Below are 22,834 nucleotides of genomic sequence, written 5' to 3'. Positions count from 1 at the left end.
GCCTGGCTCCACAATTTTCGGCGTATCGTTACACGTTATGAGTATAAGCTAGAGAATTTTCTTGGCTTTTTGAGGCTTGCTGGGTTTATGATTCTTGCCAAGAAGTATTTATGAGATGGCTTCTAGTCAATCGAGTTATGACGAAGTTACCCAGAAAGAACAAGCATTGGCAGAAAGAAATCGCTGATGCCATCAGTGAATCCATCAAGCTGGCCGAGGCAGAGTCTGGTGTATTGAGTGCTGGCGCCAAGGAAAACCTGTTCAAGTACGCGGCCATGTTTGCCGCAAAAAACCGGGCGGTGCAATCCAGAGAAGATCGGGTGGCGATGAGCCGGTATGCAGCGCAGGCCAGGGCGCGGGATTTCCAGCTTTCCCCTGGTGATGTGAGCAACTATGACATCAATTTTATGCTGGCCTATCTTGATGCCCACCGGAGTCTGGATCTTATTTCAGAGAAGAAGCTTGACGATATTATGGCGTTCATGACGGTAGAATTTGAGCCTCTTATTCAGGATGCATAAAGAGGGAAGGTGTTGTCGGTTGTGCAGGGGGGAGCACGTTCCTGGCGTGCCGATGATGCAGGGCTATCCAAAGTGCCGGGTATCAGCAATGACATGAGTGGATCATTTCGCGCCAGGTCTGTTGTATCATCGGACGAATGGATGCTCTGTTTGCCAGCTTCAAAGTGACATGACAATAATGCCGAAATTATCCGCCAGCCAGATCCGCGATATCGTTTTCAACTTCGTTCCGCAATCGATCCAGGAGAATATTTTCATCAAATCCCTCCTGGCCGGTGCCACAGCGATTGGGATACTGCTATCCGTTCCGGCCTTTGCCCCGATCGGTACGGTGGGTGCGACAGGGTGGATCATCGTATACGCCGTGACGGGTGGCACGTTTTCTATTGAGGCCATTTCCAGGGCCTGGAATGCCTGGAAACACAAATCGGAAAAAGAACGCCAGGCCGCGGATGAAAAACTCTTCAAACTGAAAGCTGCTTTGGACGATGGCGTGATTACCGAAGCGGAATACAAGGATCGCGCCAGGGCATTGCTGGATCAAATCATGAAGTAGTGTGTTGCGTTCTCATAGGCTCAATACGTTGGTTGTAACTGGACGCTGTGTGAAAGGCTCAATGATTCTGAAAGGTGTTTTTTGTGGCAAGGTAGCGCAACGCTACGGCGTTGAAACGGCCATTGATAAAGTGGCGATTGGGGACAACCTGTACCTTTCCTTTGAAGGGCTGGAAGGGGATGCCTGTGCCGACCGTCGTCACCATGGCGGAAGGGAACGGGCATTGCACCAGTATCCCCTTGAACATTATGCCTACTGGCAACAGAAATACGGTGCACATCATGGCTGGATGGCGCCGGGTATGGGGGAAAACCTGAGCACGGAAGGTATGCTGGAAGAGAATATCTGCCTGGGTGACCGTTATCGCTGGGGCGAGGCCATTATTGAGGTCAGCCAGCCCCGGTCGCCGTGTTATAAACTCAACCAGCGCTGGGGAATTGAGCGCTTTTCTGTGGAGATGCAGGCGCTTAGCCGTTGTGGATGGCTGTACCGTGTCATCCAGCCGGGCTGGGTGAGTGTGCAGGATGCGCTGGTGCTGGATGAGCGGGAGAGTAATGCCCTATCGATCCAGCAGGTCTGTGAATGCTTTTTCGGTGATCCACTCAACGAGGCGGGATTGCGCAGGTTAAGACAGCAAACGACGTTATCGGATAGCTGGATGAGCAAGGTTGTACACCGCCTGGAAACTCAGACCGTGGAAAACTGGCATTTCAGGTTGCTGGGGCGGGGAGAGTAGCTGGCTTATCGTGATTGTTAGTGCTGATATGGTTGAACTGTGTGGCGTCACAATGGTGAGCGAGGCTGCGCTGCTTATCTTCCCACGCACACATAACCCCATGGCAATTTACTGAAAAACACGCTTATTTCCTTAAGAGTCATTGTAAAAGGTGTCTGGAGCATACAGTTTGACTGACAGTTTCAGTCACCTGCCTATAACACCAACGGAACTTTGTCCCTGTCTGGGAGTCTTACCAATCAATGATGATTGTTGGAAGAGAGACAAAGTATGGGCCCTGTCAGCGGAAGAGTTAACCGGTTAAACACATTATGGGCGATGGCTCGGCAGACTATTGATCAGCCTCATCCGATGCCAAGTGCGATAAAACCTGACGCAAGCCGGCCTCTGACCAGCCAGACAGGCGTGTATGGTTCCCGCAATCTTTCTGCTTCGGCCTCTACAAGCAGCTTGTTAATAACCGATCGGATCGGAAAGCCTGCTGCTCGAGCCTTGTCCGGCGCAGAAAGTATCCCGGTTTATGCAACAACCGGATTGCAGCAGACGATATATGGCTACAGTGAAGATGATGCTCTGTCAGGACGGATCTTGCACCAGGCCCAGGATGATGCCATGCGGGCATTCCATTTTGGGGAGGTTGTCCCCATTGCCGAAACCGTTTCACTGCAAAAGCAAACGACGCGCATGCTAGCAGAGTCGGCTATTCAGGCAGAGTGTTATCGTGCATCCCAGACCATCATCGATAATATGGGTAATGACATAATCTTCCGAAATGCCAGGGGCGAAGTGATTGCCATCTGGAAATATAATCTGGAAGATGGTACCTATCGAGTTCAGACGTATCGCTGACAGCCGCTTGGCAACACAATACGCCTTGTTTCACTGATGCCAGCCTGTCCTCTGATAGCCGAGAGGAAGCAGAGGGCTGGCAAAATGTCTTTTAGTATTCTGTAACCGCTGCTTTGGTTGGTGTTTTGGTGTTGATGTCGACCTTTTCCTTCCACGTATAGTTTGCTGTATTGATTTTCCGGGTTGCCCACTGATACCGGAACGTCGTCCCCGGCCACAGCGTAAAGTTCTTGCCATCCGCCCGTTTGTACCAGCTCTGGCAGCCGGTTTGCCAGACGGTGCCAACCAGTTTTTTTTGCAGCCCGGTATTAAAGTCTCGCTGAACATCGGCGCGGATATCCATATACCCCGCACCCCTGGCTTTCAGGTGTTGAATGGCATCCACAATGTAGCGGCTCTGGGCTTCAATCATGAAAATCATGGAGTTATGGCCCAGCCCGGTGTTGGGGCCGACCATCTGGAATAGGTTGGGGAATCCTGACACGCTCATGCCGAGGTAGGCTTCCGCACCGTCTTTCCAGGTATCCAGCAGGCGCTGGCCATTCAGGCCGGTGATGGGGAAATGTTTCATATATTGGCAGGGATCAGCCACAAACCCGGTGCCCAAGATGATGGCATCCACCGGACGCTCCCTGCCATCGGCGGTGACAATGCTGTTCTCACGAATGGCCTGGATACCGTCAGTCACCAGTTCCACATTATCCCGGTTGAAGGCCGGGTAGTACTGGTTAGAAATCAGGATGCGCTTACAACCAATGGTGTAGTCCGGTGTCAGTTTCTGGCGGGTAACCGGATCCTTGACTTTGAAGCGCAGGTGCAGGCGAGCCATTCCTTCCATCAGTCTGGCGATCCGCGGGTTCAGCATCAGGGTAACGCGGGATTCGTTGATCCAGTAGAGCATAGACCGGTACGCCTTGCGCGACAGTGGCACCTTACGGAACAGAACCTTTTCAAGCCGGGTATAGGCTCGCTCATTGCGGGGCATCACCCAGGCGGGGGTACGCTGGAAGACATGCAGTTTTGCGGCTTGTTTCGCGACTTCCGGCACATACTGGATGGCACTGCCGCCGGTGCCGATGGAGGCGATGGTCTTGCCGCTCAGGTCATAGTCATGGTTCCAGCGGGAGGAGTGGAAGACTTCCCCGGTAAAGTTCTCCAGCCCGGGAATGGCCGGAATAGCGGGTACATGAAGGGGACCGGTGCCCAGGACAAGGCACCGGGCACGTACCGGTTCGCCACCCTCTGTGGCAATGAGCCAGCAGCCGTCCTGCTCACTGAATTGCGCGCCGGTCACCGTCGTATTGAATTGAATATGATCCTTCAGCCTGTAACGCGTGGCACAATCGAGGATATAGTTCTGGATCTCTTCCCAGCCGGAGAATACATGGCTCCAGTCCGCCTTGCCGGCAAAGGAATAGGAGTAAAGATGGCTCTGGACATCACAGGCGGCGCCCGGGTAAGTATTCTCCCGCCAGGTGCCGCCGACTTCGGTCGCTTTCTCCAGGATGCGGATATTATGGATGCCGGCTTCTTTCAGTTTGATGGCCATGCAAAGACCAGAAAAGCCGCTGCCGACAATCGCGACATCCAGCAGGGGAGAGTCCTGAGCTGACATAGGGGTGCGCCTCTTGTTCTTATTGTGATGAGCAGCAGCAGTCAATACTAAAACGGAACGATGGTTTCGTGAAGGGGCGGTGCGGAAATGACAATAAGGGCGGCAGTTGCTGACCGTCTGGCGGTGGTTTCGTGTTACAGTTGCCGCTCGTTATTCTGGAGGAACCCATGGCGCTGAACCCGACCCTTTGTCGCCACCTGGCCCTGGCCTGGTTGATCGACACTCTGGAGCATCCCAACGTACCCAATCTGCAGGCCCGGACAGACTGGCCCCGCCGTACCCTGCAGGATGCGATCAAGCGTCTGCCGGCCTGGGGGATCACGGTTGAGTATGTGCAGGATTACCATGCCAGTGACACCGGGTTCAAAGGCCAGCAGCACAATGCCGGGTATTATGTCCTGCGTGACTGGGGGATGTATCGGAGGGACTGGGTGAAGCAGCATCTGGCGGATGTTTTTGCCAGTGTCGATCTGGCTCTCAGCGAGTGAAGGGATGAAGCAGGTAACGGGACGGTGATGTGGGACTTGATACATGGTCTTTTTTATTGATTTTAACGTGGTCCCCATTCTTCAAACAGCCTGAGAGGTCTATGAAGCCTATGCTCGGCAGGCACTGCTCCCGGGTGACGAGGGTCAATGGAAACGCTGTTTAGGGAACTGGCGGCATGAACTGGAACCGCAACATTATCCCGATGCGTCACTGAGCAGATTGATGCGCGTTACAAGGCAGTGATGTATCTGAACAACAACCTGCCATTGATACGTCGTTTTTTGCCACCAAAAGACTATGACCGTATTGGTTCATGCGTTACCGAGGAGGCCTGTAAAACACTGGTTAAGCTGCTGCTCAGGTATGCGCTGAAAATATAAGTGTGTTTCAACAGCACTCAGGATGCGTGTACTGACACAGAGTCAGCTCGTCGTTATCAGTCTGGCAATGAATCGTCTGTGAAAAAAGACTGGCAGAGCCTGTATCTGTGTATTAATCATAGAGCGATCCCACTTTCCATTTGCGAGAAGTCAAAGCTGTCATCAAGATCATCCGTATCATCGTCATCAGGCGAGCCACTGCTAACCATTTGCCAAAACGGGTTGTTATAAAGATACAGTGCGAGCGTCCCTGGCGTAGTATGTTTGGCATCCAGTTTGATAAAACCGTAACTTTCCTCCTCAATCCCCACAACTAGCTGGTAGGCCAGTATGACCAGCTCTGCACAGTTAGCATTTCTGGGGGCAGTATCGGGTCTGCTTCGATACTTTGATAGCCGGGCTCTGGCTCTACTCCCAAACGTAGAGGTTCCCAATGCTGCGCCGTAACCACGATATAATTGCCAGCGAGCGCTTGTGTACCCTACTTCCGGGCTTGTCTGTTCGTTGAATTCGGCGTAATCCTTGTGCTGGCTCGGGAGATAATTGCCACGGGACCATGACATGGCTAGCCTGGCAGCTTTGTCACTTGGGCTGTTATCGCCAATAAAGCGGAAAATGATGAAGGATCTTTTTTCATTTAAATGACTTGAAAACACACCGCACTCTGCTGTTGAGTGAACCATCAACGTTGTTTTTTTTTGGGCGGTAAGTAGGGTATGTCCAATCTTTACCGCATCATTTTTAACTGCCGTTACATGAAACACGATGTCGCCAGCTTTTAGAACGTACGCTGGATCAGTAAACGTAGGCAGAGAGCTGAAGGTGCATGGTATGGTACTCCAAAACGGCATGAGTATGTCTCCAATAGCGCTTGAACGCGTGGGTTAACTATAAACTACAACGTGAAGTGGTCTCCAAAAAACAGACAGGGTGTAATTTCTGATTTATCAAAAGGACGCTGTGAACATGAATAAAAATACAAACTGTACAGCTCAGCATACAAGGCGAACGTCACTCTGATATCCACCACGTGTAGACTTGACAATCCGCACGACAACTAGCCTGTCATCGTCAGACTAGTCTCGGTTTCTACCTGATGGGGGCATTGGTATTTATAATTAACGACTGATTCAATACCACTATTGGCAGTTCAGCTTTTTAATGATTTGTTTGTGTATTTCAATACCATGAGAGCGAATCTCAGTAGATTGATTCATGTTGTTATTAATAAGAGCAATTAATGATGCAGCAATAGACACAGCAACCTCCATAGGGCGTTTTCCCGGAATATCCGGGTGCCCGACCGGACAGTTAAATCGTGTAATGTGTGTTTGGCTATATCCTTGATGCAGAAGGCGGGATTGGAAACGCTTTGCCTTGGCTTTTGAGCCAATACAACCGATATACGAACAGTCCTTAAGCTGAAGCGCCGCTTTTACCAGTTCAAAATCCAGGGCATGGTTGTGGGTCAGGATAAGCACTTGGCTGTTGGCTGGAAGCTGGTCAACAATAGCGACCGGATCCTCTTCGAGCGAAAACTGCACATTGGCAGGCACTGCTTTGGGAACCATTTCAGGACGGTTATCGATCCAGCGCACAGGGCCTGGCAGACCTCCGAGGATTGTCACCAGCGCCTGCGCGACGTGGCCAGCACCGAACAGTGCCAGGTTCAGCCCCGGTTGAATGAAACATTCCAGCAAAACGGTGACACTGCCACCACAACACTGGCCAAGCCGGGCGCCCAGGGGCAGATGTTCTACTCGATTGCCAGCCATGCCTTTGACCAGAAGCGCTCGGGCTTTTTCCGTGATATCCAGCTCCAGGTGGCCACCGCCCAGCGTATCAAACGTTGTGTCTGCGGTGATGACCATCTTGCTGCCCGGGTCTCGCGGTGTGGAGCCGGTGGTGCCGAGTATCGTCGCCAGTACATAAGCGATGCCGGTCTGTTCGCAGTGCTGTACGGCATCAAACCAGCGCTTATCCGTCATGACGACTCGCCCATTGTTCTATATAACGGATCGCATCAAACACCCGTTCCGGCGTTGCCGGCGTGTTCAGCGGTGGGTTGATGCGGTAATGGGCGATGCTGGCTACGGCGTCCCGCAGTGCCAGCCAGACGGACAGGGCAAGCAGCAGGGGCGGTTCCCCCACCGCCTTGGAATGGTAAATCGTCTCTTCTCCATTGGGATGGCCGTATAACCGGATGTTGAAGATTTGTGGGATATCCACTGCAGTAGGCATTTTATAGGTCGCCAGGCTATCCGACAGTATCCGGCCTTTGTCATCCCAACGCAGTTCTTCGGTGGTCAGCCAGCCCATACCCTGAATGAATCCCCCTTCGATTTGGCCAATATCAATGGCGGGGTTCAGCGACGTGCCGACATCGTGCAGGATATCAGTGCGCCGTACCGTGTATTCGCCCGTCAGGGTGTCGATCTCGACCTCACTGCAGGCGGCGCCCTGGGCAAAGTAGAAAAACGGACGCCCCTGTCCTTTCTCGCGGTCGTAGTGAATTTTCGGGGTTTGGTAAAAGCCGGTGGCAGACAGTGAAACCCGGTTCAGGTAGGCCTCTTTGACCACGGTTTCAAACGGAATTCTTACTGCACTGTTTTCCTTGTAAAGCACGACATGGTTATTGGCAAAATGAATGTCATCAGAGGCCACGTCATAATGTTTCGCGGCAAAGTCGACCAGCCGGGCTTTGAGAGTCTGGCAGGCATCCTGCGCCGCTTTACCATTCAGGTCTGCGCCGGATGATGCGGCCGTTGCGGAGGCATTGGGCACCTTGTGGGTATTAGCGGCGCTGATCTGTATACGGTCCAGATCCACCTGGAATTCGGTGGCCACCACCTGGGCCACCTTGGTCATCAGCCCCTGGCCCATTTCTATGCCGCCATGGTTCAGGTGAATACTGCCATCGTTAAACAGGTGGATCAGGGCACCCGCCTGGTTCAGAAACTGGATGGTGAAGGAAACCCCGAACTTGACCGGCGTCAGCGCCAGTCCGCGCTTCCGGTAGCGATGATGGGTGTTGAAACGGCGGATAGCTTGTCGGCGGGCACGGTAATTGGATGTGGCTTCCAGCTCACGGATTAATGCTGGCAGCAGAATATGTTCAACCGTCTGGCCGTAGTGGGTCTTGTCGCCGTCTCTGAACAGGTTGATTTGGCGGATATCCAGAGGATCTCGATCAAGTTTTCGGGCGATATCATCCAGCATGTATTCAACAATGGCGGTGCCCTGCGGTGCGCCGAACCCCCGGAAGGCGGTGTTGGACACCGTATGGGTTTTGCAGCGCAATCCCACAACCTGCACGCTATTCAGGCAGTAGGCATTCTCAACCTGGAACATGGCCCGGTCGATGACAGCATCGGAAAGATCCGGTGAATAGCCGCATTTTCCTGCCAGCCAGAACTGGCACCCCAGCACCTTCCCCTTATCATCAAAGCCGACCCGGTAGCGATTGAGGAAATCGTGTCGCTTGCCGGTCATCACCATATCGTCTCGGCGGGGCAGGCGCAGCTTAACCGGGCGACGCAGTTTGTGGGCCAGCAGGGCAGCCATACAGGCCCAGGCCGCTGATTGGGTCTCCTTACCGCCAAAGCCGCCGCCGATCCTGCGGACTTCGACTTCTACCTGGTTAAAGGGAATATCCAGCAGCCGGGCGACCGTATGCTGGATGGCTCCCGGATGCTGGGAGGAGAGATAAATCCGCATGCCCCGGTCTTCTGTTGGAATGGCATAGCTGATCTGACCTTCCAGGTAAACATGCTCCTGGCCTTTCAGGTACAGCTCGCCGGACAATTGATGGGGAGCGGCAGTGATGGCCTGTTCAGCATCTCCCATCGCCAACGTATGGGAAGGGCGGACAAAGTGTTCCTGCTCTATTGCTTCCGGAATAGTGAGTACTGCAGGTAATGGCGCATAGTCTACGCGAGCGAGCCGGGCGGCCTGGCGGGCGGCTTCCACACTGGTGGCAGCGACCGCGAACAGCGGCTGCCCAACATATTCCACGGTACCGTCAGCGAAAAGAGGGTCACCGGGAAAGACCGGGCCGATGTCCTGCTCACCGGGAATATCGTCCAGGGTCACAACGGCAACAACGCCCGCTGCCGCCTCCACGGGGGAGAGATTCATCGCTGTGATCCGGGCGTGGGCTTCCTGACTTTGCCCCACTGCGGCATACAGGGTATTGGCCAGCTCCGGTATGTCATCGGTGTAGATCGCCTCGCCGGTCACATGCTTTTCCGCACTGTCATGGCGGATGCGCTGGCCGCTGACGCCACGAGCCGGGCGTTGTCGTCGTGTGTCCTGGGCTTCGTCGAACCGGTTCATGGCGATGTCCCCGTGATTTCCAATCCTGCCCTGATCACAAGGTTGGCCGCGACCCTGAGGCGATACGCGGCCGTGGCACGGACATCATCCATGGGTGTGAAGTCCCGGGGAATCCGGGTGGCTGCCTGCTCAAAAGAGGCGAGCATCAGCGGCTGGCCTGTCAGGGCGGCCTCGGTGCGTCGGGCTCGCAGTGGGGTTGCCGCCATGCCGCCGCAGGCAATACGGGCGTTTTGAATGATGGAGTCGTCAATGTCCAAACGCAGAGCCATGAGGACGGTTGAGATATCGTCTTCCCGGCGTTTACTCACCTTGTACACGGTGAACCATTGTTCTGTAGACAGTTTGGGGACAATGATGGTCTGCAGGTATTCACCGGGGCGGAGAGCGGTTTGCCGGTAGCCGGTAAAGAAGGTCTCTATGGCCAGCTCCCGGGTGCCGCCAGCGGAAACCAGCCTGACCTGTGCATCCAGGGCCAGGAAAACAGGTAGCGTATCGCCAATCGGTGAGCCATTGGCCACATTGCCGCCCAGCGTGCCCAGGTTGCGAATCTGACGGGAGCCGATACGGGGCAGGATACGGCCAAAGGCGGGGAAACAGGCGTTTAACCAGGGCTCCGCCTGGCTGTAGGTCACCATGGCACCGAACTGAACGGTGTTGCCGTCATCGGTGATGCGGTACAGGTTGCGGACACGGTGCAGGCAGATGAGGGGATCAGCCGTTTCCATCGACTGGGTGATCGTCAGCCCCAGGTCAGTGCCGCCGGCCCACAGGCAGGCATCGGGATAGTCTGCCAGCAGTGCCTGCAATTGATGTTCCGTTTCAGGAAGAAAAAGTCGATGTTTCCGGTTCTCTGCGGAGTCATCCGAACGGGCGGGTGTTGACCATTGTGTCTGCTTCAGGAGTTGTTTCAGTTGGGTGATCGGGGCCGATTCAGGCGGTGGCGGGTACTGATGCATGGTACGGGCGGCATCCAGAATTGGCCGGTAGCCGGTGCAGCGGCAGAGGTTGCCGGATAACGCGACCAGGATTTCATCGTCATTGGCGGCTTTTCCCTCCTTGCTGTGATAGAGGGCCGCCAGTGAGGCGACAATGCCCGGTGTGCAGAAGCCGCACTGTGAGGCGTGGCAATCCACTATGGCCTGCTGCACCGGGTGTAACTGGTCATCATGACTCAGGCCTTCGACGGTAATCAGACCTTTGCCGTCCAGGCTGGCCAGCAGGGCGATACAGCTGTTGATGGCTTTGTAGTGAAGGGCGCCCTGCTCATCCTGGTCCACCATAATGACGCAGCAGGCGCCACAGTCGCCGGACGCACACCCCTCTTTGGCTGCACACAGCGTCTGGCGTGTACGCAGATAGCGTAATACCGTCATGGAAGGGTCAGCCGATTCTTCCAGCCATTGCCCATTCAGGTGAAAGCGGATCACGTCGTTATCATCCTGCCTGACAGCGCTTGTTCGAGTTTCCGGTACACAAGCATAGTGGCTTCGGCCAACTGTCGCAGAAAAAGGATTACTGCCGATGTAAGGAGTAATGGATAGCACCCATCAGCAAGGATGCTCAAAATGGACAAAGGCCCAGTATCCGGTCATCGACATGTCGGCCAAAGCCAGCCAAACAGGACAGACGAGGTAGGAACGCCTTCTGAAATAAGCCCAGCTAACCCTGTGGCCACGACACGAGCACAGCGATGGAGAGTCAAGCTGGCCCGGCCATTTCTCTCCCTGTGGTCATCACTGAGAGCGCGTATTTTACCGGTCGCTCCGGTACAGAGCCGGAGTGTGCAGGTTGTTGAATCCGTCAGCCCGCCCGGGCAGCCGGGATTTTCGATAGGCGACGATTCCTGGAAACAACAGCATTATGCGCTGAAACTGGATACTGTCTGGCAAGCGCTTCAGGCACAGCCGGAATTTGGCCAATGGCAGGGCATGATTGACGGAGATCCGTCGGGGCGTGATCAGCGTCTTCAGCAGTGTCTGCGACGGGTGGTAGCAGAGCTGAGTGGTGACAGTATCGCCGGGGGAGCGCCGGGAACCACACCCAGAGAACGTTACAAGCGCATGATTACGGCTTTTCGCAGCGCTGATGCGATACTGCTCAAAGGTAAGCACAATAGCCCGTTGCGACAGAATAGCAGAGCGTTTCTCCATGGTATCTCACGAGCCTTGTTTACCACCGAAATAAAAAGCCCTTTTCATTCAGATTTGGTGCAGGCCATCAGGCAGAAGGCGGCGTCTGGCTTGAGGGAAGGTTTGCCTGCTCCGTTGACCAGCAATCGGGGGCGTGACCTTGCGGCACGGCTGGCACATACCCAGCAGCTGATTTCTGGCCAGCGTTCCGCGTTGGAAAATCCAGCAAGCAAAAGCGACCACCTGGGCAATGTGATGGGTAGTCTGATGGCGGGTGAAGCCGGGATTCATTATGACCCCTATCGGCAGGGCAATATACCGGATATTTTGTTCAAGCCTCGTATACATGGGAAAGCCGTTGCCTGCATCCGCATGGGTACGCCGACCCGGCAGGACGTCCCATTTAATGCCTCTGTAACGCCGGAATTCCGGTGCTTCCTGGAAAGCCGGGGAAAGCACGACCATCACCTGTATATCAATCGCCAGCGGCGTACCGGCATTGAAGGCGACAGAAGCCATGCCCTGGAGAAACTTCAGGCGCATATCGGGCTACAAGGTAAAATCACGGTAGTCACATTACCGGCGGACGGTGATTTCTATAACCAGCGACAGGCGTTTTCCAAAGACTGTGAACTGCAGGCATTACAGGCGCAGATGGCCGGTCTCATGGCGGATAATCAGCAAGGCTTTTTCTTTCCAGCGGGGTTACGACAACGGATATCGGACACAGGGGAAGATTTCAGCGCATTCCTGTCACGTTGTCTGAAGGCATCAGCGGAGGAACTCGGTATCAGTCAGGATGCGGTGCTCGGGAGAAAACAACGTCAGGCTTTCATCTTTCATTTCCTGAACAAAACTCTGGTGGAAGCGCTTATTCAGACCGTGGATGCCACCACGTACAACCATACCTGCAAGGATGACATTGACCGTGGGGGCGTGGCCAATGCCTACCTGTTTGCCGTGAAAAACCGGCCGCATGATTCCGCAACGGCTGAAGAGCAGGAAGCATTTGCCAGGGAGATGGAAGCCAAAACCAATGCGGCGGCTGTTGAAGTGAAGAAGCGTGAAGTCATAGAGCATCGGCATGAAGACCTGCGCAATGCGCTGGAAACGCTGGATTACTGGAATAAGCCGCCAAGCGGAGGGCGCATGAAGTTGCCTGGGCGAGGTATAGGCGCTAGATAATCGTCGTTTGCAATTGCTGGATAAAGTCTGTTTTGGCGATAACTGTCGGAATCGATAAACGGCCTTGTCGTTTGATAAAGACTATTGGTTTTAGCCTCTGGTTGCTGTCACCGGTGTCCCCCGACCGGTGCAATGAGAAGGCAGGGAAAAGCTGTGATGGATTATCCTCGTCAGGACAATTTGGTCAGCACAAGATCCAGCTTCTCTTTAACTTCTGACATATCAGATTTCAGTTCTGTCACATCGTGCTTCAATTCATGAACATCTGTCTTCAAGACCAAAGCATCGGACTGGAGTTTGCTTATATCGATTTGGATCTCCTTGTGATTATCCTTCAAGAACATAATGTCGGACTGGATATTGAAGATATCGTTTTTTATCGCCTTGGTATTTGATTCTGTGGCGTTGAGTTGCCTGTCTACCGATCCAAAACGGTTGCTGATGGTTTCAAAGCGAGTGTCGTGGGCTTTTTGTTTTGAATAAATTTCATTGAGCAGGCGTCGCTGCCCCTGGAGCAGTGTATTCAATGGTTCTGCCTCCGCCTGGTGGAAATCCTCCAGCCGTTTCAGGCGGCGGGGATGTGTTTTTAACTCTTCCATCAGCTCGCATGTATCAGTCATTGTATAAAGTCCTGTTTATTTCATTGGTTGAATGCGTATAAGGAATATAGGGCTGGGGAATGGCTGTGTCCGTTTACATGTCAAGTGTCGCTCTTCGATGATACGCTTGCTTTGTTCGGCAGGACTGCCTGCTGGATGACTTTCATCTGACTGGACAGGGTTGCGACCGTTTTTGTCAGAGTTTCGATGGTTGATGTCAGGTTGTCTGAACGATCAGCTACATCGTATTTCAGGGTAAGCAGGCTGGTTTTGAGTTCCTGTAGTGACAGTTTGAACAGAGTTGCATCTGCCAACGCTTCGATGCCTTCTGAGCGGTGTTGGAGCATAGTATTCTTCAGTTCTGCCAGATCGGATCGAAGGGTGAGTAAACCGGAATCACAGGTTTTCTGACCCAGTAACAGTTTTGCAAAATGTTCATCATTGCTGTTGGACTGGTTGGTGACATGGTCGCCTGCGTGTTTCTCTTTTTCAGATATCTGAGGTATCTCACTCAGCTTTTCAACAATGGCATCTGCCAAGGCGGCTGTTGTACCGTTTGTTGATGTCATGGAGTGCCTCCCGTACGTATTTATTCGCGGGAGAGCGAGTATAGGTGTGTTTCAGTGGGATGCATTCAAAGATGCGTGCTTGACGACCAGATGCTATGTGAGGTGGATAAGCGGCGATGTTTATACACAGGTAGCATGATGGAGGCAGCCTTTACCTTATGAGAGTCTGGTAGATGTTCGTCTTTTAGAAGACAGATGTCTTTTTGTACCTATATAATCAAAGATAATTACCAATAAAAATATACCTGATAAAAAAATCTAATAGACGGATTAATAACAAACGAAACGGATGCGTTAGGGGGAACATTGTCGCGTTTTTACGAGGTGGAACCGTCACTGGAAAACTACTGGCGGGCGATCATCCTGTTTGGCAAGAATTCATCATCCTATAAGTTTGCCTTGGCAAAGGCTCTTTATGAGTTCAGAGACTCAGCCAGTGATCTTATCACTCTGGATGCTCTGGCTGAGCCGTTTTCCCGGCATGTTTGCACACATATCCATCAGTCATCCAAGCAGTCGACCAGGGAAAATCCCGGTAGATTTTTAGATGCATGTGCTGATTTCAATAATGGTGTTATCCCACAGGAACAGCTCCTAGATCAGACGGTAAGGCTGGGGTTCGAAAACGTTATTGACGCATTCCATAATGTGGCCAGAAAAACACTGGATACTCGTTTTTTCGAGGATGAGAGAAAAGGGGCTGTTAAAGCAATTCGGCTAACGGATCATTTTTTCAGGTTGGCTGAACAGGTTGTCTTTGCTGACATTCAGTATGAAACAGAGGCCAGGTGGCGACTGGTGGAAACCGCCTGGCAGTCGAATATTTCAAAGAACCTGCTTGCTGTTCAGCATGATCATGACGCAGGTAGTCTGTTTGTTCGGATGAATGACCGTAGAATTGACATTACCAGCTGTCGTGACAGCCTGAACGGTTACCAGAAAGGGCGATGCTTCTACTGCTATGACACGATTTCCATAGACAGCAGTGCAGATAATCTGGCCGATGTTGATCATTTTTTTCCATGGTGTATCCGTCATGATCTGCCAGCTATCAACGGGATATGGAACCTGGTACTCGCCTGCACGGATTGCAACCGGGGAGAGGGTGGCAAATTTGAGCGGGTTCCGGCGTTATCTCTGCTGGAAAGACTGCATGCCCGAAATGAGTATTTCATTAACAGCCATTTGCCCATTCGTGAAACCCTGATAAAACAGACAGGCAAGACGGAGCTGCAACGACAGCAGTTTCTTCAGAGCTGTTATGGTGTGGCAAAAACACAGATTATCCACACATGGCGACCGAAGCCAAAAGGTGGTTCAACATTATAACGGGCGGCAGATGACTTCGATTAAGTACTATGACCAGCACTGCGAGGCTTTTGTTGAAAATACGAGAGCGGTTGATATGGATGCTTTGTATCAGCGCTTTTTGCCGAAACTAAAGGCCGGTGCACATATTCTGGATGCAGGCTGCGGTTCTGGTAGAGATGCCCGTCACTTTGCCAGCCTTGGCTTCCAGGTCACAGCCATTGATGGTTCTGCGGCAATGGCGAGATGTGCATCAGAATATATCGGGCACCCGGTACGACATCTGCAGTTTGAAGCGCTGGATTACAACGCTGTTTTTGATGGCATCTGGGCTTGTGCCTCCTTGTTGCATATTCCACAGACCGAATTGCCGACAGTCATGAACAGAATGTCGGATGCATTGAAAAACGGGGGTTTCTGGTACCTTTCTTTCAAGTATGGCGAAGGAATGGTGACCAGAAATGGCAGAACATTTACCAATATGACGGAGCACGCTCTCCAGTCACTGGTTGCTAATCTTTCCGGTATAGATGTGCTGCAAACGTGGCAAACCACGGATAACAGGCCCTCACGTAAAGATGAATACTGGCTCAATGCACTGTTGATAAAACATCCTGTTTGAATAATGCCTGATGGGGGCAGGTAAACGACACGATGAATTATGTAGTTATTTGCTATTGCGATCTCAGGTCAGTAGGCTGACGGAGCCATCGAGAAACATTGGCTTGAACAAACATATTAAAAAAACGCACAGAGGTGGTCGTTGATGAAGTGTCTCCCCACAGGAACGGTTTTATGCCTGACGGCAACACTGCTTGCACCATCGGCAGCGATGGCGGGCAACTGGCTGGAGTCCGGACTGGAAGCAGTCACCGCCGTTACGTCTAGTACTGAAACGGTCAGCGAATCCACGGCTCAGAAGCCTGTCACACAGGAACTGGTCAACCTGGCGATGCAGCAATTAAAGCTGACTCAGCCGCAGGCGGAGAACAGCCTGGGCGGATTGTTCCAGCTGGCGAAAGAGAACCTGAGCACCAGTGAGTATTCCCAGGTGTCTGATGCCGTGCCGGGCATTGATGCACTGGTGGCGCTGGCGCCGACACTGCACCAGGATGACAGCCTCCTGGGTGGCCTGCTGGCACAGGCCGGCGATGCGGGCAAGGCCTTGCAGGGCGCTAATTATATGAAGACCATTCTGGATGAGTACGGTGTTCCGCTGGAGCAGCTGATGCCACTGGTCGAACTGGCCTCCGGTTACCTGAAGCAGAATGGTGGCGCTGACGTTTCCAGCCTGTTCACCCAGGCGTTGTCCATTTAATGCTGTTATGGCTCCCGCTGAAGTATCCGGCGGGAGCCTACTATTGATAGATAAGACGCTGTTCAACGGTCAGAATGAAACGCGTAGGCTTGTTTTTCATTGAATGATTTCAGTTGGAATCACTTTCTTGATCGCGTATCACTTCTAAAAAAATCTGATTTATGAAATAAATTATGCTGTTTTTCCTGCTGTCTATACTTCCCTCGCGCTAAATAACCAGTCATATAAATACAGGGGTATGGGCATGTCGTTTGAAACTGATGTGCAAGATCAGTTTCTGAATTTAAATAACCGTGTCTACAGGTTTGAAGTTATGCATGAAGGTGAAGCCGAACCACTGAATACGTTGTTGCAGGAACAACGGGCGTTTCTTAACCAAATCCATGCAGACAATAAACTGATCGAGGCGGATCAGCAGCGAATACGGGAAGAACAGCGGTTGTTGCGTGAAGGTCAGGAGCGTCTGGTGGAAGGCCAGAGTGCACTGGGAACGCAGTCGGGGCGTTGGTCGGCAACTATCCGATTATCCGATGTGCCCAATGATATTGACCTGCCGGTCGTCCGGTATTTCGCTGAACGACAATACGCTCAGGTGTTTGGTGCAAACATGGGCAAAGCGCGCCAGCAATGGCCGCAGCTGTGGGACCACCAATAGCACCGGCACCTGACCATGGCTTTCCATTTGCTGTTCAACGGTGGGGAGCTTTTGTTGCAGTTGGGCGGTGAGGCTGGGTTCCAGCGGAATCGCGTCAGGGCTGAAACCGCCATTCTGGCTGGCCTGACGCCAGCCTTCCAGTAACAGTTTTTCCAATGCCGGTGACAGGGTGGTGACGGGCAAAACGTTATCCATACCGGCCAGGCTGTTGAGTATCATTCGGCGCAGGGCAACCCGAACCTCCTGGGCCATCACCAGCGGACTGCGGTCCTTGCTGCCCGTATCCGTCAGTGTGGCGGCAATGGTACGCATATCCGTTAATGGCACCTGCTCAATCAGAAGCGTCTGGCAGATACGCATGAGTTGTCCCAGGCTCAGTTTGTCAGGAATCAGCTCATCCGCCAGCCGGGGGGAGAGCTGGCGTAACTGTTCCAGCCAGTCCTGGGCTTCATCGTAACCAAACAGTTCATGGGCATGGTCTTCCATAATCTGTCCGAGGTGGGTGGCGATGATGGTGGGGCCATCTACCACGGTATACCCCTGTCGTACGGCATCTTCTTCCTGTTCCCGGGTAATCCATACGGCATCAAGGCCATAGCAGGGGTCATGGTCGGCGGTGCCTGCCAGTTCTCCGCTGGATTCCCGGGTGGTGATAGCCAGCAAATGGTCGGGGATGACCCGGCCGGTGGCGAACTGTACCCCGTGCAGGGTGATGACATAATGGTCCGGATCCAGGTCCAGGTTATCCCGGATGTGGACGCTGGGTATCAGGAACCCCAGTTTCTGTGACAGGTTTTTGCGCACACCGCGGATGCTGCTGGTCAGTTCACTGGAACGGCTGCTGTCCACCAGTGGTATCAGACGGTAACCGATTTCCAGGCCAAGGGCGTCGGCCGGATGGAGTTCCCGCCAGTCCAGTGGCGGTTCTGAGGGCTCGGGCGCTGCGCCGTGGGCATCCGGAGCACCGGTTTTCTGTTCGGTTTTTGCACGACGCAGTGATTTCAACCCGGGCAGGGCAACCAGTAAGCCAAGCCCTGCGAAGGCCAGGTGCGGCATACCCGGCACCAGTCCCATAATGATCAGGATGCCGGCACAGACCAGGAATGCCCGTGGTGAACTGAGTAATTCGCTACGGATCCGTGCCGGCATATTGCCGCTGCCAGACACCCGGGTCACCATGATAGCGGCAGTGGTCGACAACAGCAGCGACGGCACCTGGGCCACCAAACCATCGCCGATGGTTAACAGCCCATAGGTATGAAACGCGGTGGCCAGTGGCAGGTCATACTGGAACAGGCCAATCGCAATGCCGCCGATGATATTGATCGCCAGGATCAACAGGCTGGCGACGGCATCGCCCCTGACAAACTTGCTGGCGCCGTCCATCGCCCCGTAAAAGTCGGCTTCACGACTGACCGCTTCCCGTCGTTCACCGGCTTCCTGTTGATTGAGAATGCCGGCATTCAGATCCGCGTCAATGGCCATCTGTTTGCCGGGCATGGCGTCCAGGGTGAAGCGGGCAGTGACTTCCGAAATCCGGGTGCACCCTTTGGTGATGACCACGAAATTGACAATCACCAGGATGGTGAAGATCACAAACCCCACCACGTAGTTGCCGGCGATCACCACCGTGCCAAAGGCTTCGATCACACGACCGGCGGCGTCTGTGCCGGTATGTCCCTGCAACAGCACGACCCGGGTGGAGGCGACATTCAGGGCCAACCGCAGGAGGGTGGCAATCAATAACAGGCTGGGAAATACCGAAAAGTTCAGGGGGTGGTCAATCTGGATCGCCAGCAGCAGCATTAACAGCGAAAACGCAATATTGAAGGTGAACAGGGTGTCCAGCAGAAACGGCGGAATCCGCAGGATGACCATGGCCAGTGTCAGCAGCAACAGGGCTGGGGTGGCCAGGTAGCCGAAGCGGTGCTGGTCTGTCGTATCACCCGGGTACATGGCTGTTGGCTGTCGTCTGTTGGTGGCGGTAGTGTTCCGGAAGGTCAATGACCGGCAGTTCGGGGTGGTCTTCCCGTTCACCGGTTCGGTAGCGTTTCAGCTGGTAAACATAAGCCAGTATCTTGGCTACCGCCAGATAGAGGTCGGCAGGAATCGCTTCGCCGGGTTTGACGGTGTAATACAGGGCGCGGGCCAGCACGGGGTAGAGCACCACGGTCCGGTGATGGTGTCGGGCGACGGAGATAATGGTTTTGGCCAGTTCATCCACGCCGCTGGCCAGTACGACCGGTGCCCGGGATTCGGACTCCCGGTAGCGTATGGCAACGGCATAGTGCACCGGGTTGGTAATCACCAAGTCTGCCTTGGGTACCTCGGCCATCATACGACGGGTGGCGATTTCCCGCTGCATTCGCCGGATATGACGACGAACCTCCGGCTTACCTTCTTCTTCCTTGTGGGTGTCCCGTGCCTGTTGATGGGTCTGCATCAGCTGCTTGCGGTGATGGTACCATTGAAAAGGCATATCAATCAGGCCGGTGAACAGTAATGCTATCGCAAACATCAGCAGGGCATGGCCAAGGAGTGTGAAGCCCTGTGGCAGGGCGGTCCACACATCGTTGCCACTGAGTGACTGCAGGGAGGCTGAACAATAGCGAATGAACAGCCACAGACAGCTCAGCAGCAGCCCGGTCTTCAGCAGGGCTTTCACCAGTTCCATCAGGGACTTGCTGGATAAAAAACGACGCAATCCCTTGATGGGATTCATGCGCTGCCATTTCGGGCGAAGCAGCTTGCCACTGAAGATGACACCGCCCATCAGCCAGGCGCCCATTGTGGCAGACAGCAGTACGATCAGCGTCAGGGTGACCAGCAGGGAGAGCAGGAGGGTGTTTGCGCTACTCATCAAGGCCAGCATGTGTCCCGGGTCGGTGGCCTCCGTCCATTGAAACTGCAGGCACTGCTGGCTGAACTGCAGCAAGGGTTCACTGAACCAGTGGGACAGCGAGGTAAACAGAAGGCTGAGCACCAGGACGACGACCGCGGCGGTCATGTCCTTGGATCGGGGAACCTGGCCTTCCTCGCGGGCCTGTTTCAGACGACGCTCACCGGGTTCTTCGGTCTTCTCCTGTGCGTCGTCTTCGTTCTCGTCAGCCATGGGTATTTTATCCTGTCAGTTGTCGCATCATGATCAGTGCCTCTGTCGTATACCGACTGACAGCATCGGCAAACCGGTGACTGGTGATCAGCAGGATAATCAGGCCAGCCAGTAAGGTGGCGGGAAAACCAATGCTCATCATGTTCAGCTGGGGCGCCGCCCGGGTCAGAAATCCCAGGGCCAGGCTGACGATCAGCAGGCTGAAAATGGCCGGCAGTGCCAGCAGCAGGCCGGCAGAAAACAGCCAGGCCGCCTGTTTGACCAGTGTTGGCAGCAATGATTGCAATGGGGTGAATGAGCCAGCCGGGAGGGTCTGGTAACTTTCCAGCAGAATGCTGAAGACGACACCGTGACCATTCATGGCGATGAACAGGGTGAGCGCGCCGAACTGGTAGAAATGGCTCAGTGCCGGCACGCTGATACCGCCAACCGGATCATTCAGTTGGGCCATGCCCAACCCCATCTGCATGGCCACCAGGTTTCCCGCCAGGGCAAACAGCGAAAGGTAGAGGGCGGGGATAAAACCCAGCACCAAGCCGGTCAACAGCTCCCCGGCGGTGATAAACACGGCATCCGCAGAGAATGCGGTAATACCGGGCTGTGGCAGGGTAATCGTGGGAAAGATGGGCAGCACCAGTGCAATGGCAATGACCAGTCGCAGGGTTGCAGGTACCAGGTCGCCGGTGAGCGGCATGATCATCAGGGCGCTGCCGAGTCGGGTGACGCCCCAGATACCCCGGCACAGCCATTCATCCATTTGGGTAAGGGACAGGGTGAAATCAGCCATCAGATCAATGGGTCATCATTCATCATGCAACAACCTGGGTAATCTGGCTGGCGACCATCAGGAAAAAATCATTCAGTTCGCGGATCAGCCAGTGGGCCATGAATGCCATCACCAGCAGCGTCACAATCAGGCGGGGCAGTACGGTCAGGCTCTGCTCGTTGACCTGGGTCGCGGCCTGGATGACGCTGATCATCAGGCTGATCAGCAGGCCTGGCACAATCAGCAGCGCCACCACCCGAACGACGACGATCAGGGCATTGCGAAGCAGGTCAGCAGCGAGATCAGGTGTCATACGTCACGTTTCCGGTATCAGGGTCAGGTGGCAACACTGCCGGCGAGGCTGCTCACGGTCAGGTTCCAGCCGTCAACCAGCACAAAGACCATTAACTTCAAGGGCAGGGAGATGACCAGGGGGGACAGCATGATCATTCCCAGGGCCATCAGGATGCTGGAGACGATCAGGTCAATCACGAGAAAGGGCAGAAACAGCAGAAAACCGATCTGGAAAGCGGTTTTCAGTTCACTGGTCAGGAACGCGGGAATCAAGGTGGTCAGGGGGATGTCGTCCGGTGTGGCGTTCACGTCAGCACCGCTCAGGACGATAAACTGTTCCAGATCGGTGGCCCGGGTATTGATCTGCATGAAACGGTGAATGGGGTCTCGTGCCGTGGCCACGGCTTCCTGAAACGTCAGCTGTTCATTCATCCATGGCTCAATAGCTTTTGCCCAGATGGTGTCGAAGACCGGGCGCATGACAAACAGGGTCAGGAACAGGGCAATGCCGATCAGCACCCGGTTAGGCGGTGTCTGCTGCAGTCCCAGGGCCTGGCGTAAAATCGCCAGCACAATGATGAAGCGGGTAAAGCTGGTCATGCAGAGCAGTGCCGTGGGTAACAGGGTCAATGCTGTCAGGATCAGCAGTATCTGCAGGTTCACGGTGTAGTCACGGGTGATGTCGCCGTCCGTCACAGAGATCAACGGCAGAGTAGGCGCTGCATGAACCGATCCCGCCAGGAACAGGGCACTGACCAGTATGGCGCACAGGGACGGAATATACGGCAGTGACTTCATGATGATGGCCCGGTGCTGACCGTTTTGTTGAGGCGGGCAGAGGGGCTGACGATATCCAGCAACCGTATACCGTAGCGTTCATTGACCAGCACCACTTCGGCGCGGGCAATCAGGATGCCATTGGCTTTGACATCCAGCGGCTCCTCCTCACTGCGGTCCAGACTGATCACATCCCCGGGTTTCATGGCCATCAATTCCCCGATCGTGATACGACGGCCGCCGACTTCCAGGGTCAGGTGCACCGGTATGTTTTTGACCAGGTCGATATCACCGGCATCAGTAGCAATCGCTGCAGCTGTTGCGGCGGAAGAAGAGGCACCGGTTGATTTCGGTTCTGAGAGGGAGGGCTCGTCTTCCTCGGCCGCTAGCGGCCGTTCACGGGCCTGCACCGTGGATGACGGTTCAGGCTGTATGGGGCCGATAAAATCCAGTGAAAGATCATCTTCGAGAGTGTCGTCCGTCAGTGGGGCCCCGGCCTGCCTGGTGTCGTCATCGTGTTCTATCAGAACGTCATCGGTTGTCTTTGCCTGTTCTATGGGGGCTTCAGTCTGTTGTGTGTCTTCCTCTTCAGCGGTAGCGATATCGGTTTCCCCGGTGTCGTGCATGTCACAAGCTCCTGC

The 22,834-nt window shown here is 54.1% G+C and carries 22 protein-coding genes; 9 read left to right on the top strand and 13 right to left on the bottom strand.

Translation table 11 applies throughout. From position 1 onward, the window contains the following. The first annotated feature begins 137 nt into the window (after positions 1–137). The 4 genes from KHS78_RS20720 (at position 138) to KHS78_RS20705 (ending at position 2,662) form a co-directional block, all read left to right on the top strand. A complete protein-coding gene (locus KHS78_RS20720) occupies positions 138–521 on the top strand; it encodes a hypothetical protein (RefSeq protein ID WP_211830847.1) in 384 nt (127 codons plus the stop codon). A gap of 178 nt (positions 522–699) precedes the next feature. Further along, positions 700–1,077 (top strand): SHOCT domain-containing protein, encoded by a 378-nt coding sequence (locus tag KHS78_RS20715; protein WP_211830846.1) that lies wholly within the window; start codon positions 700–702, stop codon positions 1,075–1,077. A gap of 49 nt (positions 1,078–1,126) precedes the next feature. Then, positions 1,127–1,813 (top strand): MOSC domain-containing protein, encoded by a 687-nt coding sequence (locus KHS78_RS20710; RefSeq protein ID WP_343216951.1) that lies wholly within the window; start codon positions 1,127–1,129, stop codon positions 1,811–1,813. Positions 1,814–2,083: 270 nt separating this feature from the next. Continuing rightward, complete coding sequence (locus KHS78_RS20705; RefSeq protein ID WP_211830845.1) at positions 2,084–2,662, top strand: hypothetical protein; 579 nt, start codon at positions 2,084–2,086, stop codon at positions 2,660–2,662. Positions 2,663–2,753: 91 nt separating this feature from the next. Here the strand turns inward: KHS78_RS20705 and KHS78_RS20700 are convergent, their stop codons facing one another. After that, a complete protein-coding gene (locus KHS78_RS20700) occupies positions 2,754–4,277 on the bottom strand; it encodes a flavin-containing monooxygenase (protein WP_211830844.1) in 1,524 nt (507 codons plus the stop codon). Between the two features lie 167 nt (positions 4,278–4,444). On the opposite strand from KHS78_RS20700, the gene KHS78_RS20695 reads away from it, so the two are divergent. Continuing rightward, positions 4,445–4,765, top strand: a complete 321-nt coding sequence (locus tag KHS78_RS20695; RefSeq protein ID WP_211830843.1) for a helix-turn-helix domain-containing protein — start codon at positions 4,445–4,447, stop codon at positions 4,763–4,765. Positions 4,766–5,262: 497 nt separating this feature from the next. Here the strand turns inward: KHS78_RS20695 and KHS78_RS20690 are convergent, their stop codons facing one another. The 4 genes from KHS78_RS20690 to xdhA all read right to left on the bottom strand — a co-directional run bounded on the left by KHS78_RS20690 (position 5,263) and on the right by xdhA (position 10,908). Next, positions 5,263–5,997 carry a hypothetical protein gene (locus KHS78_RS20690; protein ID WP_211830842.1) on the bottom strand — a complete coding sequence of 245 codons (735 nt, stop codon included), beginning with the start codon at positions 5,995–5,997 and terminating at the stop codon, positions 5,263–5,265. A gap of 288 nt (positions 5,998–6,285) precedes the next feature. Next, a complete protein-coding gene (gene xdhC / locus KHS78_RS20685) occupies positions 6,286–7,134 on the bottom strand; it encodes a xanthine dehydrogenase accessory protein XdhC (protein ID WP_211830840.1) in 849 nt (282 codons plus the stop codon). After that, positions 7,124–9,481, bottom strand: a complete 2,358-nt coding sequence (gene xdhB, locus KHS78_RS20680; RefSeq protein WP_211830838.1) for a xanthine dehydrogenase molybdopterin binding subunit — start codon at positions 9,479–9,481, stop codon at positions 7,124–7,126. Before xdhB ends, xdhC begins: the two co-directional genes overlap by 11 nt. Beyond that, positions 9,478–10,908 carry a xanthine dehydrogenase small subunit gene (gene xdhA / locus KHS78_RS20675; protein ID WP_211830836.1) on the bottom strand — a complete coding sequence of 477 codons (1,431 nt, stop codon included), beginning with the start codon at positions 10,906–10,908 and terminating at the stop codon, positions 9,478–9,480. Before xdhA ends, xdhB begins: the two co-directional genes overlap by 4 nt. A 240-nt stretch (positions 10,909–11,148) precedes the next feature. Between xdhA and KHS78_RS20670 the strand changes: the two genes are divergently transcribed. Then, positions 11,149–12,795 carry a hypothetical protein gene (locus tag KHS78_RS20670; RefSeq protein WP_211830834.1) on the top strand — a complete coding sequence of 549 codons (1,647 nt, stop codon included), beginning with the start codon at positions 11,149–11,151 and terminating at the stop codon, positions 12,793–12,795. 170 nt (positions 12,796–12,965) lie between these two features. On the opposite strand, the gene KHS78_RS20665 is transcribed toward KHS78_RS20670, so the two are convergent. Together KHS78_RS20665 and KHS78_RS20660 are read right to left on the bottom strand one after the other, a co-directional pair. Beyond that, positions 12,966–13,394 carry a hypothetical protein gene (locus KHS78_RS20665; protein WP_211830832.1) on the bottom strand — a complete coding sequence of 143 codons (429 nt, stop codon included), beginning with the start codon at positions 13,392–13,394 and terminating at the stop codon, positions 12,966–12,968. Positions 13,395–13,495: 101 nt separating this feature from the next. After that, entirely contained in the window at positions 13,496–13,963 is a 468-nt protein-coding gene (locus KHS78_RS20660; RefSeq protein WP_211830831.1) for a hypothetical protein, read from the bottom strand. A gap of 306 nt (positions 13,964–14,269) precedes the next feature. Between KHS78_RS20660 and KHS78_RS20655 the strand changes: the two genes are divergently transcribed. From KHS78_RS20655 to KHS78_RS20645, 3 genes are all read left to right on the top strand, one after another. Then, the gene (locus KHS78_RS20655; RefSeq protein WP_211830830.1) at positions 14,270–15,292 is read left to right on the top strand and encodes an HNH endonuclease domain-containing protein; all 1,023 of its coding nucleotides are present in this window, start codon (positions 14,270–14,272) and stop codon (positions 15,290–15,292) included. Further along, positions 15,225–15,893, top strand: coding sequence for a class I SAM-dependent methyltransferase (locus KHS78_RS20650; protein ID WP_211830829.1), 669 nt, complete (start codon positions 15,225–15,227; stop codon positions 15,891–15,893). The genes KHS78_RS20655 and KHS78_RS20650 overlap by 68 nt, the downstream gene beginning before the upstream one ends. Positions 15,894–16,037: 144 nt before the next feature. Beyond that, the gene (locus KHS78_RS20645; RefSeq protein WP_211830828.1) at positions 16,038–16,589 is read left to right on the top strand and encodes a DUF2780 domain-containing protein; all 552 of its coding nucleotides are present in this window, start codon (positions 16,038–16,040) and stop codon (positions 16,587–16,589) included. Between the two features lie 523 nt (positions 16,590–17,112). On the opposite strand, the gene flhA is transcribed toward KHS78_RS20645, so the two are convergent. Genes flhA through fliN form a run of 6 tightly spaced genes read right to left on the bottom strand, consistent with a single transcriptional unit; the run spans position 17,113 to position 22,819 of the window. After that, positions 17,113–19,281: a flagellar biosynthesis protein FlhA gene (gene flhA / locus KHS78_RS20640; RefSeq protein ID WP_343216950.1), complete on the bottom strand. Its 2,169-nt coding sequence runs from the start codon at positions 19,279–19,281 to the stop codon at positions 17,113–17,115. Beyond that, positions 19,187–20,356: an EscU/YscU/HrcU family type III secretion system export apparatus switch protein gene (locus tag KHS78_RS20635; protein WP_211830827.1), complete on the bottom strand. Its 1,170-nt coding sequence runs from the start codon at positions 20,354–20,356 to the stop codon at positions 19,187–19,189. Before KHS78_RS20635 ends, flhA begins: the two co-directional genes overlap by 95 nt. A 7-nt stretch (positions 20,357–20,363) precedes the next feature. Further along, positions 20,364–21,143, bottom strand: a complete 780-nt coding sequence (gene fliR / locus KHS78_RS20630; RefSeq protein ID WP_211830826.1) for a flagellar biosynthetic protein FliR — start codon at positions 21,141–21,143, stop codon at positions 20,364–20,366. Positions 21,144–21,165: 22 nt separating this feature from the next. Next, positions 21,166–21,435 carry a flagellar biosynthetic protein FliQ gene (locus KHS78_RS20625; RefSeq protein WP_211830824.1) on the bottom strand — a complete coding sequence of 90 codons (270 nt, stop codon included), beginning with the start codon at positions 21,433–21,435 and terminating at the stop codon, positions 21,166–21,168. Positions 21,436–21,458: 23 nt separating this feature from the next. Next, positions 21,459–22,214 carry a flagellar type III secretion system pore protein FliP gene (gene fliP / locus KHS78_RS20620; protein WP_211830822.1) on the bottom strand — a complete coding sequence of 252 codons (756 nt, stop codon included), beginning with the start codon at positions 22,212–22,214 and terminating at the stop codon, positions 21,459–21,461. After that, a complete protein-coding gene (gene fliN, locus KHS78_RS20615) occupies positions 22,211–22,819 on the bottom strand; it encodes a flagellar motor switch protein FliN (protein WP_211830820.1) in 609 nt (202 codons plus the stop codon). Before fliN ends, fliP begins: the two co-directional genes overlap by 4 nt. Positions 22,820–22,834 lie beyond the last annotated feature (15 nt).

Source organism: Kistimonas asteriae (genome assembly GCF_018263925.1).
Lineage (GTDB): Bacteria > Pseudomonadota > Gammaproteobacteria > Pseudomonadales > Endozoicomonadaceae > Kistimonas > Kistimonas asteriae.
Note: the sequence above shows the minus strand (reverse complement) of the source record. Positions and strands in the feature narration are given on the sequence as shown.

Coding starts and splice junctions, on each gene's coding strand:
- KHS78_RS20720 (WP_211830847.1), top strand. CDS start 138: ATGACGAAGTTACCCAGAAAGAACAAGCATTGGCAGAAAGAAATCGCT.
- KHS78_RS20715 (WP_211830846.1), top strand. CDS start 700: ATGCCGAAATTATCCGCCAGCCAGATCCGCGATATCGTTTTCAACTTC.
- KHS78_RS20705 (WP_211830845.1), top strand. CDS start 2,084: ATGGGCCCTGTCAGCGGAAGAGTTAACCGGTTAAACACATTATGGGCG.
- KHS78_RS20700 (WP_211830844.1), bottom strand. CDS start 4,277: ATGTCAGCTCAGGACTCTCCCCTGCTGGATGTCGCGATTGTCGGCAGC.
- KHS78_RS20695 (WP_211830843.1), top strand. CDS start 4,445: ATGGCGCTGAACCCGACCCTTTGTCGCCACCTGGCCCTGGCCTGGTTG.
- KHS78_RS20690 (WP_211830842.1), bottom strand. CDS start 5,997: ATGCCGTTTTGGAGTACCATACCATGCACCTTCAGCTCTCTGCCTACG.
- xdhC (WP_211830840.1), bottom strand. CDS start 7,134: ATGACGGATAAGCGCTGGTTTGATGCCGTACAGCACTGCGAACAGACC.
- xdhB (WP_211830838.1), bottom strand. CDS start 9,481: ATGAACCGGTTCGACGAAGCCCAGGACACACGACGACAACGCCCGGCT.
- KHS78_RS20665 (WP_211830832.1), bottom strand. CDS start 13,394: ATGGAAGAGTTAAAAACACATCCCCGCCGCCTGAAACGGCTGGAGGAT.
- KHS78_RS20660 (WP_211830831.1), bottom strand. CDS start 13,963: ATGACATCAACAAACGGTACAACAGCCGCCTTGGCAGATGCCATTGTT.
- KHS78_RS20650 (WP_211830829.1), top strand. CDS start 15,225: ATGGTGTGGCAAAAACACAGATTATCCACACATGGCGACCGAAGCCAA.
- KHS78_RS20645 (WP_211830828.1), top strand. CDS start 16,038: ATGAAGTGTCTCCCCACAGGAACGGTTTTATGCCTGACGGCAACACTG.
- KHS78_RS20635 (WP_211830827.1), bottom strand. CDS start 20,356: ATGGCTGACGAGAACGAAGACGACGCACAGGAGAAGACCGAAGAACCC.
- fliR (WP_211830826.1), bottom strand. CDS start 21,143: ATGGCTGATTTCACCCTGTCCCTTACCCAAATGGATGAATGGCTGTGC.
- KHS78_RS20625 (WP_211830824.1), bottom strand. CDS start 21,435: ATGACACCTGATCTCGCTGCTGACCTGCTTCGCAATGCCCTGATCGTC.
- fliP (WP_211830822.1), bottom strand. CDS start 22,214: ATGAAGTCACTGCCGTATATTCCGTCCCTGTGCGCCATACTGGTCAGT.
- fliN (WP_211830820.1), bottom strand. CDS start 22,819: ATGCACGACACCGGGGAAACCGATATCGCTACCGCTGAAGAGGAAGAC.